Source organism: Agrobacterium sp. 22117 (assembly GCF_052045735.1).
In the GTDB taxonomy this organism is placed as follows: domain Bacteria; phylum Pseudomonadota; class Alphaproteobacteria; order Rhizobiales; family Rhizobiaceae; genus Agrobacterium; species Agrobacterium cavarae.
In genome coordinates this window covers 416585-432012 of sequence record NZ_JBQEPP010000002.1, presented here as the reverse complement: position 1 = coordinate 432012, position 15428 = coordinate 416585, and the positions used below count along the sequence as shown (strand labels likewise).

At 56.3% G+C, this 15428-nt stretch carries 14 protein-coding genes and 1 tRNA gene; 5 read left to right on the top strand and 10 right to left on the bottom strand.

What is annotated here, in order from left to right; translation table 11 throughout:
• Positions 1-99: 99 nt before the first annotated feature.
• Positions 100-969 (bottom strand): MBL fold metallo-hydrolase, encoded by an 870-nt coding sequence (locus tag ACTJKV_RS06525; RefSeq protein WP_440598537.1) that lies wholly within the window; start codon positions 967-969, stop codon positions 100-102.
• 230 nt (positions 970-1199) lie between these two features.
• On the opposite strand from ACTJKV_RS06525, the gene ACTJKV_RS06520 reads away from it, so the two are divergent.
• Complete coding sequence (locus tag ACTJKV_RS06520) at positions 1200-1793, top strand: class I SAM-dependent methyltransferase (protein WP_274101930.1); 594 nt, start codon at positions 1200-1202, stop codon at positions 1791-1793.
• A 432-nt stretch (positions 1794-2225) separates the two neighbouring features.
• On the opposite strand, the gene ACTJKV_RS06515 is transcribed toward ACTJKV_RS06520, so the two are convergent.
• The 3 genes from ACTJKV_RS06515 to ACTJKV_RS06505 all read right to left on the bottom strand — a co-directional run bounded on the left by ACTJKV_RS06515 (position 2226) and on the right by ACTJKV_RS06505 (position 5227).
• Positions 2226-2810, bottom strand: a complete 585-nt coding sequence (locus tag ACTJKV_RS06515; protein ID WP_274101929.1) for a DUF1349 domain-containing protein — start codon at positions 2808-2810, stop codon at positions 2226-2228.
• 55 nt (positions 2811-2865) lie between these two features.
• Entirely contained in the window at positions 2866-3444 is a 579-nt protein-coding gene (locus ACTJKV_RS06510; RefSeq protein WP_274101928.1) for a histidine phosphatase family protein, read from the bottom strand.
• Positions 3445-3790: 346 nt separating this feature from the next.
• Positions 3791-5227, bottom strand: a complete 1437-nt coding sequence (locus ACTJKV_RS06505) for a PAS domain-containing protein (RefSeq protein WP_274101927.1) — start codon at positions 5225-5227, stop codon at positions 3791-3793.
• A 472-nt stretch (positions 5228-5699) separates the two neighbouring features.
• On the opposite strand from ACTJKV_RS06505, the gene ACTJKV_RS06500 reads away from it, so the two are divergent.
• Positions 5700-6107, top strand: coding sequence for a VOC family protein (locus ACTJKV_RS06500; RefSeq protein WP_274101926.1), 408 nt, complete (start codon positions 5700-5702; stop codon positions 6105-6107).
• A gap of 224 nt (positions 6108-6331) precedes the next feature.
• Here ACTJKV_RS06500 and araD1 read toward each other — a convergent pair whose 3' ends face one another.
• The 4 genes from araD1 to chvE form a co-directional block, all read right to left on the bottom strand.
• Positions 6332-7327 carry an AraD1 family protein gene (gene araD1 / locus ACTJKV_RS06495; protein ID WP_062426281.1) on the bottom strand — a complete coding sequence of 332 codons (996 nt, stop codon included), beginning with the start codon at positions 7325-7327 and terminating at the stop codon, positions 6332-6334.
• Between the two features lie 99 nt (positions 7328-7426).
• Positions 7427-8623 carry a multiple monosaccharide ABC transporter permease gene (gene mmsB / locus ACTJKV_RS06490; protein ID WP_062426280.1) on the bottom strand — a complete coding sequence of 399 codons (1197 nt, stop codon included), beginning with the start codon at positions 8621-8623 and terminating at the stop codon, positions 7427-7429.
• Entirely contained in the window at positions 8623-10158 is a 1536-nt protein-coding gene (gene gguA / locus ACTJKV_RS06485; RefSeq protein ID WP_062426279.1) for a sugar ABC transporter ATP-binding protein GguA, read from the bottom strand. The genes mmsB and gguA overlap by 1 nt, the downstream gene beginning before the upstream one ends.
• 90 nt (positions 10159-10248) lie before the next feature.
• Positions 10249-11313, bottom strand: a complete 1065-nt coding sequence (gene chvE, locus ACTJKV_RS06480) for a sugar ABC transporter substrate-binding protein ChvE (protein WP_062426278.1) — start codon at positions 11311-11313, stop codon at positions 10249-10251.
• Positions 11314-11580: 267 nt separating this feature from the next.
• Between chvE and ACTJKV_RS06475 the strand changes: the two genes are divergently transcribed.
• Both ACTJKV_RS06475 and ACTJKV_RS06470 read left to right on the top strand, forming a co-directional pair.
• Complete coding sequence (locus ACTJKV_RS06475; RefSeq protein WP_062426277.1) at positions 11581-12567, top strand: LysR family transcriptional regulator; 987 nt, start codon at positions 11581-11583, stop codon at positions 12565-12567.
• Between the two features lie 164 nt (positions 12568-12731).
• Positions 12732-13211, top strand: a complete 480-nt coding sequence (locus ACTJKV_RS06470) for a hypothetical protein (RefSeq protein WP_274101923.1) — start codon at positions 12732-12734, stop codon at positions 13209-13211.
• Positions 13212-13240: 29 nt separating this feature from the next.
• Here ACTJKV_RS06470 and ACTJKV_RS06465 read toward each other — a convergent pair whose 3' ends face one another.
• Both ACTJKV_RS06465 and ACTJKV_RS06460 read right to left on the bottom strand, forming a co-directional pair.
• The gene (locus ACTJKV_RS06465; RefSeq protein WP_112521083.1) at positions 13241-13468 is read right to left on the bottom strand and encodes a hypothetical protein; all 228 of its coding nucleotides are present in this window, start codon (positions 13466-13468) and stop codon (positions 13241-13243) included.
• Between the two features lie 703 nt (positions 13469-14171).
• Positions 14172-14693: a MarR family winged helix-turn-helix transcriptional regulator gene (locus ACTJKV_RS06460; protein ID WP_207773695.1), complete on the bottom strand. Its 522-nt coding sequence runs from the start codon at positions 14691-14693 to the stop codon at positions 14172-14174.
• Positions 14694-15165: 472 nt separating this feature from the next.
• Between ACTJKV_RS06460 and ACTJKV_RS06455 the strand changes: the two genes are divergently transcribed.
• Positions 15166-15242, top strand: a tRNA-Arg gene (locus tag ACTJKV_RS06455).
• The last annotated feature ends 186 nt before the right edge of the window (positions 15243-15428 follow it).

The following is a 15428-nucleotide window of genomic DNA, read 5'->3' as shown; positions in this document are numbered from 1 at the left end:
AAATCCACGCCCGTTTGAATGGACTCTGCGATCAATCGCGACAGGCGTCTTCAGGACCTTTCACCACGCTGTACTCGGCTTCATCGTCCAGCTGACAGATCAAGACGCTCCCCGCGCCGCTACTGTAGCCGCGAGATTGGAGCTGTGGCAGCGTCTATAAAACTCTATTGCTTCCAAAGACATACCCGCTGGAATATCGACGAAGTCTTCCAGCCTCATTCCTTCACGCTCATGCAGAGCCTCGTGTTCCAGAGCAGAAGCAGGAAGTAGAGCCACGGCGTTTTGAATGTTTTCAAAATAGGCGATGTTGCGGTCTAAGACGGCGGGGTCACTCGTCTGACCATGCGCAAGAACAAGCTGTTTCGGCTTCAGGCTGCGAATGAGATTCAACGAGGAGCAGAGACTGCGCAGATCGTCAGGCGAGCTGCTCCAAACTTCCGGGATGGGATGCTCGACCGCATCCACCGCCAGGCACGTCTCGATCTCCGGTATCCAGACGGCAAGATGATCTGGCGTGTGTCCGGGCGTGTGCAGAAGATGCAGGCTGAGATCCCCGCCATGCAGCGTCATGCTCTCACCGCTGAAGGTCAATGTCGGTGACACAAGCTCGACCTCGTCAAAGCGGGGCTCGGTCGTTCTCTTCTGTTCAAGCGTTTGAAGCGCAGACGGATTGCGCAACCGATCGATCGCGGATTGATGGGCAATGATCGGCGCGTCGCTGATGGCACGATTGCCCCAGAAATGGTCCCAGTCCATATGCGAGTTGACGACGATGAGCGGTCGATCTCGCATGCGATCGGCAAGCAGCTCCAGCGCACGCCGGCACAGGCTTGGCGTCCCCAGCGTATCGACCAGCACGTTGAAACGCTCGGTGCTGACGAACACAGCATCGACCTCATCACCCGCCCGAATAACCGTAATGCGATCATCGAGACCCGGGTACGATGTCAGACTCACATCAACCGTCATCATCACACCTTTCTGACGAAAACGAACGAGTCCGTCCTGCGGCTCCTCCCAATCATGGTGGTGCGGCTCTGAAATCGTCAAGCTCTGAAACACTTGTGGTGGCCAGCGCACCAACGTCCCCGCATCAAGCCTGGATGCGAATTGAACCCAACAGGCGGAGGTAGAGACGATCGCACAAAACTGCTAAGCGCTTTACCTCAATGGAATGTGACTGAGGAGAGAGAGCATTCATGACTGCCCGCGATGACCATACGATCGGTTTCTACGCCCGAGAAGTTGCCGCCTACACCACGCGAGGCGAAGAGGCCTCCCCTCGCCTTAAGGCCTTTCTCGCAGCGCTTCCGCCTGGCGGCCGCATTCTCGAACTCGGCTGCGGCGCAGGCCAGGATAGCGAAGCCATGCTTGCCCGCGGCTTCGACGTCCATCCCACCGACGGCACGCCTGAAATGGCACGCGCAGCCGCAGAACGGCTGGGCGTCGCAACCAGCACCTTGCTGTTCGAAGACATTGCCGAGCAAAACGCCTATGACGGCATCTGGGCCAATGCCTGCCTGCTGCACGTGCCACGCGCCACCCTGCCATCGATCATCGCCCGCATTCATGCCGCCTTGAAAGACAAGGGCGTCTTCTATGCCAGCTATAAGGCCGGAACGGCCGAAGGCCGCGACGAACTCGATCGCTTCTATAATTACCCTTCTCGGGATTGGCTCCTGGACGTCTACCAGCAACTCCCATGGGAGCAGATCACCATCGATGAAGCCAAGGGCAGCGGCTACGACAACAAGCCGACCGACTGGTTGCATGTAACGGCTGTGAAACCATAACTGTCTCATTAATGGGCGCGCCCCTGTTTTTCACGATGGATGCCGCACACCCGCGGAACCTAATCCACCCGGAACTGTTTGCCGGGTGGGGAACAACAGGGACAGATCAGTGACAGGACAAGACTATCGCTTGGCTAGGTTTTTGAGCCACGACGCCATAAAGCAAGCATCACGCTCTGCATCGAGAAGATCGGTACAGACGGACGAGCTTTTCTCACATCTACTACAGCAACTGGACGAGGCAGAAATGCCTGGGGACCGTTCGTCCCAACATGACAACCACGACAGCCACTGGATTTCAAAAGCCCGTAATTGACGATGGTCCGGATAGAGATCGAGATAGATTTTGAACTCCGGGACTATCTCACCATTCTGCTCGTTCGAACCGGTGGCATGGCAGCGAGTGATCGCCCTTCATCAGCCCTCTCGTCTTCAGCTTAGATCGTGGAGATCCTTTGTGGTCGCCGGACCGATCGTGAACTCAGAGAAATGGACGCTCAGTCCGCTGCGTTCCGGCGTACAGGCCGTCGGACCAACTTCGTAAGTTTCCGCAACTGGGAAAGACGCAAGCCGAAGAAGGGGCCAATAGCTCCGGTCTCGCGATGCCTGTATCCGCATCGCCCCCTTTGACAGCGTGACGCGCATGTAGAAATCGTCAAGCTGTTTGAAAGGCTGCGAGACAGACCAGTCCGATTGTCCGTTGGTGACAACCGTGCTCAGAAATGCCTCTCCGTCGGTGAACTCGACACCCGTCTTGACCCAACGGGTCTCATCGATCCGCACCATCAGACCGGCCTGATCGTACAAGGTGCGAAACTCGCCTTGCACGCGGATTTCCGCCGTGAACCCGTCCGCTGTTGGTACGCCGAGAAAATGGCCTGTATCACGGGTGAAGCCATAATAGGTCTCCCGCCAAAAATCCGTCTTCGCATCCGTCGTCATCGTCAGGCTGTGTTCCGTGACCTGCGCGTCGACCGGCTCGTTCAACCATCGTCCACGTCTAAAATCGATCGTCACAAGCAGGCTCCGTGCGTCTGAGAATGGGAGGGTTGGTCGGTTATGGTGGTATGCACTAGGCACTTTTAGATGGGGTGATGTGCCATCCACTGCCATCCAGCTTAAAGTAATAGGGCTGCCCGTGCAGACTGTCACACCAGCGCCCTGTCAAAATCTCGGATAGTCCTTGAAAGATGGCATCATGCCCAACCAGAACAACGACTGATGCATCTGTCTGAAGTCCCGCGACCCTTTCCAAAATCATATTGCAGCGTTCCCGTACGCTTGACCAGGTTTCCCCATCTATTGGAATGATGTCCGCCAACTGCTCTTTTCGAGTGATGTCGTTATCTTCCATCGCCTCTTTGATCGATTTGCCATCCAAACTGCCAAAGTCACACTCAATCAGAAGGTCTTCAACCTGAACACGATCGAGGTCGTTGGGGAAAGCAAGCGTCGCGGTCTCAACCGCCCTTTGCAATGGACTGACCAACACCTTAGAAATACGCACGCCCTTCATATCGAACGCTGCTGCGCGAGCTTGGCGTCGCCCGTTCTCGTTCAGTGCGATGTCACTTCGCCCCTGAAACAGTCCTGCACGGTTCCAATCCGTCTCACCATGACGAATGTAGATAAAGGGCTTGAGCTCAACCATGCTGCTGCCTCGTTTGCCTATCGCTTTATGAATCCATGTTTACATCCGCGTTTCCAAACAGAAACTAGAAACATGTGAGGTCCCTTCGTCAAACTTCCACCAACAAACGACAACCACTATGCAGCGATTGCACGTGCCCATTGCTCATGACCTGCATCGCCGAATGCGATCGGTCTTGGCCAGTCTCACCAGTGCATTTCCTGCAGCAGACAAATATCCCTATCATCTGTGCGATTGCGGATCACCGCGCCCTCGCCGATCCTGATGCCGAGCGCGACGATCGCATCGATCAACGCTTCCTCGCCAGAACTAATTGGCTTTGGCCCGGTGAACCTCGATCTGTGGATCAGATTTCGGAAAGCGATGCGAGGCTCGTCGATGCCGTGAAGACGACGCCTGTTTCGTTGTAGTCGATCGAGGCTTTGCCACTCAGGCCGAGGCCCAGCATTCTGATCAGACGTGTCCCGAAGCCTGATTTCTGGGGCGTCACCACGGGCGGTCCACCGCTCTCGGCCCAGCTGAAGTGGAAGTCCTCGCCCTCGATCCGCCACTCGATGCGAACCTCGCCGCCGCTTTTAGACAATGCGCCGTATTTGGCCGCATTCGTCGCAAGCTCATGCACCGAAAGCGCCAGCGTGTTGCTGCCCTGGTGGGACAGGAGAAAGTCGGGACCGGAGATGACAAAACGCTCGCCGGCATCGAAAGGCTCGATGGCGCGTTCGATGACTGCCCTGATATTGGCCGAAAGAAAGTCCCTGGACCGCAGCACATCGTGAGACCGGCCAAGCGCATCGAGGCGGCTGGTAATGTTGTTGCGCATTGTCGCCACGTCAAAATCGCCGCGCATCGACTGGTTCACGATCGACTGAACGGTCGCCATCATGTTCTTGATCCGATGACCCATCTCTTGCGCAATGACGGCTTTCTCTGCCTCAACTGTCTTGCGCGCGGTGATGTCCATCGAGATGCCGTTCATCAGGATCGGCTGCCCGTCGGCGCTGAACTTCGTTTCTGCCCGAACTTCTACCCAGCTTAAAGTCCCGTCCGGTCGGACGACACGATACTCGACCTGGAGATTGCCATCGGTGGAAAGAGCAGACATCACCGCATCCTGCCAGCGGTTGAAGTCGCCCGGATGGATGGAAGCCTTGAGTTCCTCGTAATCGAACCTGTCCGTCGGGCCGCGGCCAAAGTTCTTCTTGCAAAGAGCAGAACAAGACAGCTTCTGCGCTGGAACGTCGAGCGCCCAGGTTCCCAAACCGCCTGTCTTGAGCGTGAAATTCAAACGCTCTTCGCTGGCAATCAGATCGGCGATGCGCTGCTCCAGTTCGAGCTGGTAGTCTTCCTGATGCTCGATGGCCTTGACCGCACGCTCGCGTGTGACGTCGTATTGAGTGGCAAAGAAATACGCCAGTTCGTCGCCCTCGAAGACCGGCGAAATCAGCAGCCTGTTCCAAAAGATCGACCCATCCCGCTTGTAGTTCAGCAGGTCCAGTTCGACGGAACGGCGCTCCGCGATCGCCTGCTTAAGGCGACGAACGTCGTTGGCATTCGTACCCGGCCCCTGAAGAAACCGGCAGTTCTTGCCAAGCGTTTCCTCACGGCGGTAGCCCGTCAACCTGGCAAAAGCATCATTGACAAAGATGATCGGGTTATCCGCCTTTCGCGGATCGGTGATCACCATCGGCATCCGCGATGCCCGCATCGCCGCCGCAAACGGACCGGCACCAGATACCAGCTCGCTGATTTCATGTTCGGTGTACAGGTGCTCGGGATTGTCCATAAGAAATCCATATACTCCCTTTGTTCTTTTGTATTGTGGAAAATGGATCGCCTGGAAAAATGCCTCCGTCTCGAAGCAGAGGGCTCGCTCAGCGTCGCGGACGAAACTCATCCTGCAAAGAATGCCAGCAAAATGATAGCACGAGCCCATTGATGACCCGTCGCTCTCGATCAATATTTAAGGTGCCAGAGGCCCGTTCCCTTAATCCACCAAACAGCCTCCAGAACCCATTCTTAAGCTCAAGAGTGAGAGTGGGTGTAGGTAGTTCTACCACGCATTCCGGGACGTTTGACGGTGCACCGCGAGACTTACAGCCTTCCACCCCAAAGCTTCACCGAAGGCGCTTGTAAGCGACGACGCAGACTTGAGCGCGCACATGATCGCTTACGGTGAAGGCATGTCATCTGGCAATCGATCGCGTTCATAAGATCGACTATCGTAAAGTTGGCAGATCAACGAACAGGAGCTTTTCATGCAGCCACCGAAAGCCATTTTAGAAACCGTGATCTATGCGACCGATCTTGATGCCGCGGAGCGCTTCTATCGTGATGTTGTCGGGCTCGAGGTGGTCAAAACTTTCAAGAACCAGTTCGTCTTCCTGCGCTGCGGCGAGCAGATGCTGCTGATCTTCAATCCGGAGACCTCACGTATCGCACAAGGCGGCAATCCGCTTCCCCGTCATGGCACCGCAGGGGCCGGGCACGTGTGTTTCAGGGCAGAAAACAAGGCAGAGGTCGATGCGTGGCGCGATCACTTCGTCGCCAAGGGTGTAGCGATCGACCTCTACTTCCGTTGGGACAACGGCACCTATTCCGTTTACGTCCGCGATCCGGCCGGCAACTCCGTCGAGATCGGGGAAGTGGGTCTGTGGGCGAGTTGAAGGAACGCCTTGCCGCATGGCCCGAAAATCGGGATCGATTTTCGGAAAAGCACGATGCGTAGATTTGAAGAGCGAGGCCCGTCCTCAGTGCATCCAAAGGGACGGACGGCGTTTCAATCTGCGATTCCCTTGCGACAGAAAAAAAAGGGCTCGAACGCCATGCGCCGAGCCCTTTTCATCATGTCTGTGGGGCGGCAGTCCTTTGAGGAGAACCGCCCTGCCCGTTAGATTTGACGAACCGTAATCGTCTCTTCTTCGGCAACCTTCAGCGGGTTGCGGAGCGGCAGGCCAAAGCCGCCGGCTTCGATCTCGAAGACGTCGCCGGCTTCCGTCTTGATGCCATCGGCAAAGGACAGCGTCGCCGTGCCGAACATGTGCACATGCACTTCGCCAGGAACGCGGAACAGGCCGTATTTGAAATGGTGGTATTCAAGGTTCGCGAAGGTGTGGGACATGTTGTCCTCACCGGAAACGAAAGGCTTTTCGAAAATCACCTTGCCGTCACGCAGGATACGGGACGTGCCACGAATATCGGATGGCGGTGCGCCGACGCGAATTTCCGGGCCGAAGCTTGCCGGACGCAGCTTGGAATGCGCCAGATAGAGGTAGTTGATCCGCTCCGTCACGTGATCGGAAAACTCGTTGGAAACGGCAAAGCCGATGCGAACAGGCTCGCCCTTGTCCGAAATCACATAGATACCGGCCATTTCCGGCTCTTCGCCGCCATCGAGCGCGAAAGACGGAGAAACGAGTGCTGCGCCTGGGGCTGCCGAGACATGGCCGTTGCCCTTGTAGAACCACTCGGGCTGAACGCCCTTTTCGCCAGCCTTCGGCTTGCCGTTCTCCAGACCCATCTTGAACATCTTCATCGAGTCCGTCAGCGTGTCGTCGGACGCCTCGCTTGTCTTCTTGTGCATGCTGTCGCGCGTGGCGGCAGAGCCCAGATGCGTCAGGCCCGTGCCGGTCAGATGCAGATGCGCAGGATCGGGATGCGTGATCGGCGGCAGGAAGCGACCTTCGGAATAGGCTTTCTCCAGATCGACCGCTTCGCCATAACCATGGGCAGCAATCACATCGGCAAGAGACTTGCCGCCATTGGCAGCTTCCATCGCCAGCGCATAAACAGACTCGGCATTGTTGACGGCGCGGGCCTCGCCGCCATCTTCACGCGCGGCAACGATGATCTTGCCGCTGGCGTCCTTGATTTGAGAAATGAGCATAGTTGTTCCTTCCTGGGCGTCCTCAAACGCCCCCTCCTCATGGAAGTGGCCGGAAACCGGCCACTTGCTATCGTTCAAAACTGTTGGCGAACGCTAAGGTCAGCCCTTGTTCTTGTTGTAGACGTCGAAGAACACGGCGGCCAGAAGCACGAGGCCCTTGACCATCTGCTGGAAGTCGATGCCGAGACCGATGATCGACATACCGTTGTTCATTACGCCCATGATGAAGGCGCCGATGACCGCACCGGTGATCTTGCCAACGCCGCCGGAAGCAGATGCGCCGCCGATGAAGCAGGCCGCAATCACGTCCAGTTCGAAGCCCACACCGGCCTTCGGCGTCGCCGAGTTCAGGCGCGTTGCGATAATCATGCCGGCAAGACCGGCGAGTACGCCCATGTTGACGAAGGTCAGGAAGCTCAAGCGTTCGGTGTTGATGCCCGAAAGCTTCGTCGCCTTTTCGTTACCGCCCATCGCATAAATGCGACGACCGATCGTGGTGCGACGGGTGACGAAGCTGTAGATCGCAATCAGCACCAGCATGACGATGAGAACGTTCGGCAGGCCGCGATAGGTCGACAGGCTGTAGCCGAGGAAGAGGATCGCAGCGGCAATCAGAACGTTCTGCACCAGGAAGAAGCCGAAAGGCTCGACCTCGATGCCATGCTTCTGATTCACCTGACGGCGACGGAAAGCCAGAACCAGAAGGACGACTGAAATCAAAATCGTCAGGATCAGCGAGGTGGTGTTGATGCCTTCGATGCCGCCAATATCCGGCAGGAAGCCGGTGCTGATGACCTGGAAGTCGGACGGGAACGGACCGATGTTCTTACCGCCGAGGACAAAAAGCGTCAGGCCGCGGAAAACCAGCATGCCCGCCAGGGTCACGATGAAGGACGGAATGCGGTGATAGGCAATCCAGTAGCCCTGGGCGGCACCGATGACACCGCCGACGATGAGGCAGATCAGCGCGGCCAGGAACGGGTTCATACCCCATTGGACCGTCAAAATGGCGGCTATGGCGCCGACGAAGGCGACGATCGAACCGACCGAAAGGTCGATATGCCCTGCCACGATGACGAGCAGCATGCCGAGCGCCATGATGACGATAAAGGAGTTCTGCAACACGAGGTTGGTCAGGTTGACCGGACGGAAGAGAATGCCGCCTGTGTAGAACTGGAAAAAGAGCATGATGGCGACGAGCGCGATCAGCATGCCGTATTCACGGATATTGGACCGGATATACGAGCCGACCGAGATGACGTTGTTCTCTTCGGTGGATGTGTTGGTCGAACTCATCAGTTCTTCTCCCCTGAGCGCATAATAGCGCGCATGATACTTTCCTGGCTCGCCTCTCCCTTCGGCAATTCGGCGACAATCCGTCCTTCGTTCATAACGTAGATGCGGTCGCAATTGCCAAGCAGCTCGGGCATTTCCGATGAGATCATCAAAACGCCCTTACCGTCGGCGGCAAGCTGGTTGATAATGGTGTAGATTTCGTATTTTGCGCCGACGTCGATACCGCGCGTCGGTTCATCCAGAATGAGGACGTCCGGGTTGGAGAACAGCCACTTGGACAGCACGACCTTTTGCTGGTTGCCGCCGGACAGATTGACCGTTTCCTGGAAGATGCCGGACGAGCGAATGCGCAAGCGCTTGCGGAAATCCGTCGCGACCTTCATTTCCTGAATGTCATTGATGACGGTTCCAGACGACACCCCGGCCAGGTTGGCAAGCGTGGTGTTGTGCAGAATGTTGTCGTTCAGCACGAGACCCAGATGCTTGCGGTCTTCGGTCACGTAAGCCAGACCCGCATCAATCGCCTTGCGCACGGTGCTGACATCCACCGGCTTGCCGTGAAGCAGAACCTCGCCGGAGATCTTGTGGCCATAGGACTTGCCGAACACGCTCATGGCGAATTCGGTGCGGCCCGCACCCATCAGACCCGCAATACCGACAACCTCGCCCTTGCGGACATTGATGTTGATATCGTGCAGGACCTGACGGTCCCGGTGCTGCTGGTGAAAGGCGTTCCAGTTCTTGACTTCGAGGATCGTCTCGCCGATCGGCACGTCACGCGGCGGATAGCGGTCTTCCAGATCGCGACCCACCATGTTGCGGATGATCACGTCTTCGCTGATCTCTTCCTTGTGGCAGTCGAGCGTCTTCACCGTCATGCCGTCGCGAAGCACGGTGATCTGGTCGGCCACCTTGCGCACTTCGTTCAGCTTGTGGGTGATGATGATCGAGGTCAGCCCCTGGGTGCGGAACTCCATCAGGAGGTTGAGCAGCGCTTCGGAATCGCTTTCGTTGAGCGAAGCCGTCGGCTCGTCAAGGATCAGAAGCTTCACGCTCTTCGACAGCGCCTTGGCGATTTCCACCAGCTGCTGCTTGCCGACACCGATATCGGTGATGAGTGTTTCGGGCGATTCTTTCAGGCCAACCTTCTTCAGCAACTCGCGGGTGCGATTGAAGGTCTGCTGCCAGCTGATGACGCCGTTTTGCGCGACTTCGTTTCCGAGGAAAATGTTTTCTGCAATCGACAGAAGCGGCACGAGCGCCAGCTCCTGGTGAATGATGATGATGCCGATATCTTCACTGTCGTTGATGGCGCGGAAATTGCGCAGCTCACCTTCGTAGTGGATCTCTCCATCATATGTGCCAGCGGGATAAACGCCGGAGAGGACCTTCATGAGGGTCGACTTTCCCGCGCCATTCTCGCCGACGAGCGCATGTATCTCACCTTGGCGAACCTTGAGGTTCACGTTTTCAAGCGCCTTCACGCCTGGAAACGTCTTGGTGATGTTGCGCATTTCGAGAATGGTGTTGTCCATATCACAATCCTGCGCCGTACAATCCGGCGTTCTTATTTGGATAAACGGGGAGCGACGATCACGTCCCTCCCCGCCACGATCATGAAGAAATTACTTCAGCTGGTCAGCCTTGTAGTAACCGCTTTCAACCAGAACCTTTTCAACATTGTCCTTGGTCACGGCAACCGGCTTCAGCAGGTAGGACGGAACAACCTTGACGCCGTTTTCGTAGGTCTTGGTGTCGTTGACTTCAGGCTCTTTGCCTTCCATCAGCGCGTTGACCATGTTGACGGTAACCTTGGCAAGTTCGCGTGTGTCCTTGAAGACGGTGGAGTACTGTTCGCCAGCCAGGATGGACTTGACGGAAGGAACTTCAGCGTCCTGACCGGAAACGACCGGCAGCGGCTGGTCCTTGGTGCCGTAACCTACGCCCTTGAGCGAGGAGATGATACCGATGGAGATACCGTCATAAGGAGACAGAACGGCGTCAACCTTGGCGTCGGTGTAGTAAGCGGAGAGCAGGTTGTCCATGCGAGCCTGGGCCGTTGCCGGATCCCAACGCAGCGTGCCGACCTTGTCCATGCCCATCTGGCCGGACTTCACGACGAGCTTGCCGCTGTCGATGTAAGGCTTCAGGACAGACATTGCGCCGTCATAGAAGAAGAAGGCGTTGTTGTCGTCCGGCGAACCGCCGAAGAGCTCGATGTTGAACGGACCCTTGCCGTCCTTCAGGCCAAGCTTGTCGACGATGGAGGTTGCCTGCAGAACGCCAACCTGGAAGTTGTCGAAGGTTGCGTAGTAGCTGACGTCGCCGCTGTTACGGATCAGGCGGTCATAGGCGATAACCTTGATGCCCTGTTCGCCGGCCTGCTTGAGAACGTCCGACAAAGTCGTGCCGTCGATCGAAGCGATAACGAGGACCTTGACGCCCTTCGTGACCATGTTTTCGATCTGGGAAAGCTGGTTCGGAATGTCGTCGTCAGCGTACTGAAGGTCGGTCGTGTAGCCGGCGTCCTGAAGCTGCTTGACGATGTTGTTGCCGTCGTCGATCCAGCGCGCGGAGGACTTGGTTGGCATGGCGATACCGACCGTGCCCTTGTCCTGCGCCCAGACGGGCGACGCAAATGCCGCAGCGCCGATAGCGCAGGCAGCAAACAACGAAATGATGGATTTCATGAACTCTCTCCCTTGGAACCCTTTTAGGCTTCTGTATCCTTACAGAATGCCGTCAAATTCATGCGCGGTAGTGAAGAATCGAGCTTACTCGAACGGGCTCCCTGAGCATAATCCGTCTTTCATCGCTCCTCCCCGGCACGAGGTGCAAACTGTTCTGAATCTATATAACTGTCAAATAGAATATCTCTCTTTTCCTATATCAATTTTGATATATTAAATCGATACAAATTTTTATTCTAAGCTCTCCTGCCATAAACGGTGACGAAAATGGAACGCGATGAAACGAATCTGAGTGAGTTTCCCTCGATCATCGAAGACAACCCCCTGTTGCGCGCCGGGCTGAAAATGACCCATTTACGTATGCTTGTGATGGTGGAAGAACACGGCCAGGTAAGCGCTGCGGCAGCAGCCCTCAACATGACGCAGCCTGCGGCCTCGCGCGTTCTGTCGGAGATGGAGGCCATCGTGAAGAGCCCGCTCTGTCAGCGCGCATCACGCGGCGTTGTCTTAACCAAGTTTGGAGAAGCCTTGGCGAGACGGGCCAAGAAGATCCTTTTGGAGCTGCGCGAGGCAAGCCGGGAGCTCGCACAGATGAAATCCGGCAGCGGCGGCTCGGTCTATATTGGTGCTGTCACCGCACCCGCCATCAGCATGGTGGTGCCTGCACTTCGTAAAGCAATGGATATCTATCCGGGCATCGAAATCAGCGTGCAGGTGGAAACCAGCAATATTCTCGCGCGCGAGCTTCTGGCAGCACGGCATGATTTCGTCATCGGCCGCATTCCGGACGATCTCGACCCAGCCCTGTTCAATGCCCATGAAATCGGCATCGAGCGCGCCTGTCTTCTGGTCGGCAAGAATCATCCCCTGCTGAATGCCCCGCCTGCGCGGCTGGAGGATATTTGTGACTACGACTGGGTGTTCCAGCCGCCCGGCACACTGCTGAGGCGCACGATCGAGGATGCCTTCCTTGCCCAGGGCGTCTCGCTGCCACGCAACATCATCAACACACCCTCCACCGTGCTGACCCTCGCCATTGTCAGCACCACCCACGCAATCGCGCCGCTTGCGCTGGAAATGGCCGAGTTTCTCTCCGGCCAGCATTCCCCCATGGGCGACATCCGCATTCTACCGACCGAGTTTGAACTCAGCGTCAAACCCTTCAGCCTGCTGACGGTGAAGGACCGAGTGCTGCCGCCCAGCGCCCAGCTTCTTTATGATCTGGTGCTGGAGGAAAGCCGCAAGGCCGCGTAACGCTCAAGGCTCGGGCAATATTAGAGTGATTCTCTCTGCGGTAAGCAACGACCGCCGCTGTAGACCTGCTAAAGTACCGCGCGTCCTATTCGACGCACAAAGGGCGCTTTACTTTTTGAATCTACGCATCTTGCTGTCGCGCGGTCGCAAAGAGATGGGGTGTCATGCTTTTCGGCCAGTCGGTTTTCCAGTCTGTCGTCGCGCGCCTTGAGCGCGAGGCGGAAGATCGACCTGAGGAGGAAATTGCCACACCCTTTAGCCCGCGCGTCATCTTCGACCCCGGCCCCATCGCGACATCCGGCATACCCGACACAGAGCCGGACAATCGCCCGCTCTCTGCCTATCTCGATGTGCTGGAGGAAATGCCGACCTCGAATATCGAGCCGAAGGATGAGGAGCCTGAACCGGCGCCAATGCCGGATTATCTTCAAAAGACCTCTCTGGAAGATGTCAACCACGAGCTTGCCATCAACGACAGGGACACGCTGGAAAGCCTCAGCGAAAAGCGGCGGGCCTTCGCCAGGCTCAATCACCCCGACGCAGTCCCCGCCGCCTTTCGCGAGAACGCCCATTTGCGCATGACGGCCGCCAATCTTCTGATCGATCAGGCCATCCGGCTTTTGCCGCTGATGGGCAGAACCTGAAAACCGCCCGGTAAAGCGCGCATGAGGCCTCAGTCCTGCTCGGAGCGAACCGCTGGCTCGTCCGGCTTCGGCTCGGCCGGCTTGAAGGTAAACAGCAGCACATAGGCTGCATAAAGCGCGATGCCGCCGACGACGGTCATCCAGAAGGGCTCGTTGTTGACGAACTCCAACACCGCCCAGCCAGCGCAGACGCCAACGATCAGCAGCCGCACCCAGAGCGGGCGATACATCGGGTGGTTCGTATCGATCAAAAGCATGGTCTCTCCCTTGCGCCAGCCTCTCATGCGAAATCCACGCAAGCATCCGGCTTTACTGCATCGGCCCGAAAATCAAAATCGATTTTCGGAAAAGCACGATGTGTCGGTTCAAAAAGGTAAAGCATCCTTTGGGCGTCAAACAGGACGCACGGCGCTTCAAGCATTTTGCCGAGCATATCCCCTCAGAAACGCAACAATGCAAGACCGCAGGCCAAAGAGAGGCGCGAGAATCGCCTATCCAACCGGATTGTGATCGACCGAAGCCACTCTACTGCGCTGGCCTGGGCAGGATATGCCGGCGTTTAGAGAAGGCCGACACGCTTGACCCATGGCAAGAGCCTCGCTCCCAGCGTCAGGATCCAGCCAGATGACAGGCACACCCATCCGGCGGTATTGGAGAAACAGCCAGACCATTGTCCTTGATCTGAGAGAACTTGCCCTAAGCGGCTCTGCGTGTGGACTGGCGAGCGACAGCACAATACGGATGAGGAAACCGCTACCTCTTGCCCCAGAGCCACCGCACAATGAAGGGAATGGCGCAGCAAGAGGTCTCGTCCTAGGATCGTGCTGCAACGGCGAACACCATGATGGGTCAGTCCGCTCATCGCAGACGCGCCACCCCTAACCCGTCAACAAAAAAGCGGCGCAAAGCTGCACCGCCTTCAAGTGTTCAATGGATAACGCCGAGCATTATCTCTAGGGATCAATCCTCGATCTTGCGCAACAGCCCGACAAGTTGATCGCGAGCCTTCTCGCCTCCCAGTCTGCCGACGAGCTTGTCCTCATGGGCTTTCCAGATCTGCAGGATTTCGTCGAGCGTGGCTTTGCCCTCTTCCGTCATCTCCAGATAATGCACACGGCGGTCGGTCGCCGATCTGCGGCGGGCGAGCAGCCCCTTGTTTTCCAGACCATCGATGATCGCCACGAAGTTGGCGCGCTGAATTCCAAGCGCCTCTGCAACATCGCTCTGCTTCAGATCGGTATTGTTCGCCACAACGATCAGCACGGAGAAATCAGCCGGACGAAGACCGTAGGCAAGAAGGCTCTCGTTGAAGTCCCCCACCACCGCGAGTTGCGCCCTCCGGAGCCTGTAAAGTACAGCCTCGGAAAGAATGGAGTAATCGACATCGAGCTTCGAGAGCTTGGAATGCCCAAGCGACGGCTCATCGGCTTCCGAGTATTTACCCTTCGCGCGACCTTGCTCAAAAGCCATATTCAAAGTCATCCCGGCCTCCTGTGATTCATCCGCTTGAGAGGTCATTAGCGGCATATGTTTATTAGAACAATGTTTAATAGTAATTAATCCATAGGTCTAGGGCTCGTACGGATGAAATCTTCCATGGCGGAAACGATAAGCATTTCCTACTATTAGCATCACATAAATATTGGTTCTTACAACCAATATATTGTAAACAAACCACTAATCTCGCTCTTCTCAAACTCGAGCGCGAATAATCATCATGCACGTTCTCGTTAACTAGCCACTCATCATGCAACCGGCGAAAGATGAAGTACAAATTCCAGCCCGTAAGAATTAGACACAAGCAAAGCGTGCAAGAAGTAATAGATGATTTTTAACCATACCGATTCATCGGCAATATCATTGTCGCCGGCGACATTTTACGGATTGAAGAGACAGGAAAGCTAGTTTAAGAAACCCGGCATATCCAAACGCGACTCAAAAACGCGTCACGAGTGCACCCGTAGCTCAGCTGGATAGAGTGTTGGATTCCGATTCCAAAGGTCACAGGTTCGAATCCTGTCGGGTGCGCCATTTTTTAACGACTACGTCGCAACATAGATGGCACTTGATTACGACATAGCATAGACTATGACAGCGCAAACGGGGATCTTCACACATCCAGCAGTCCCGGACAGTCTGCCTGCTCGTGAAGCATTACAATCAATTCCACGCGACGAGTGTCAAAAATATTGCTAGCTCATCTGCCTTAGGCTGATT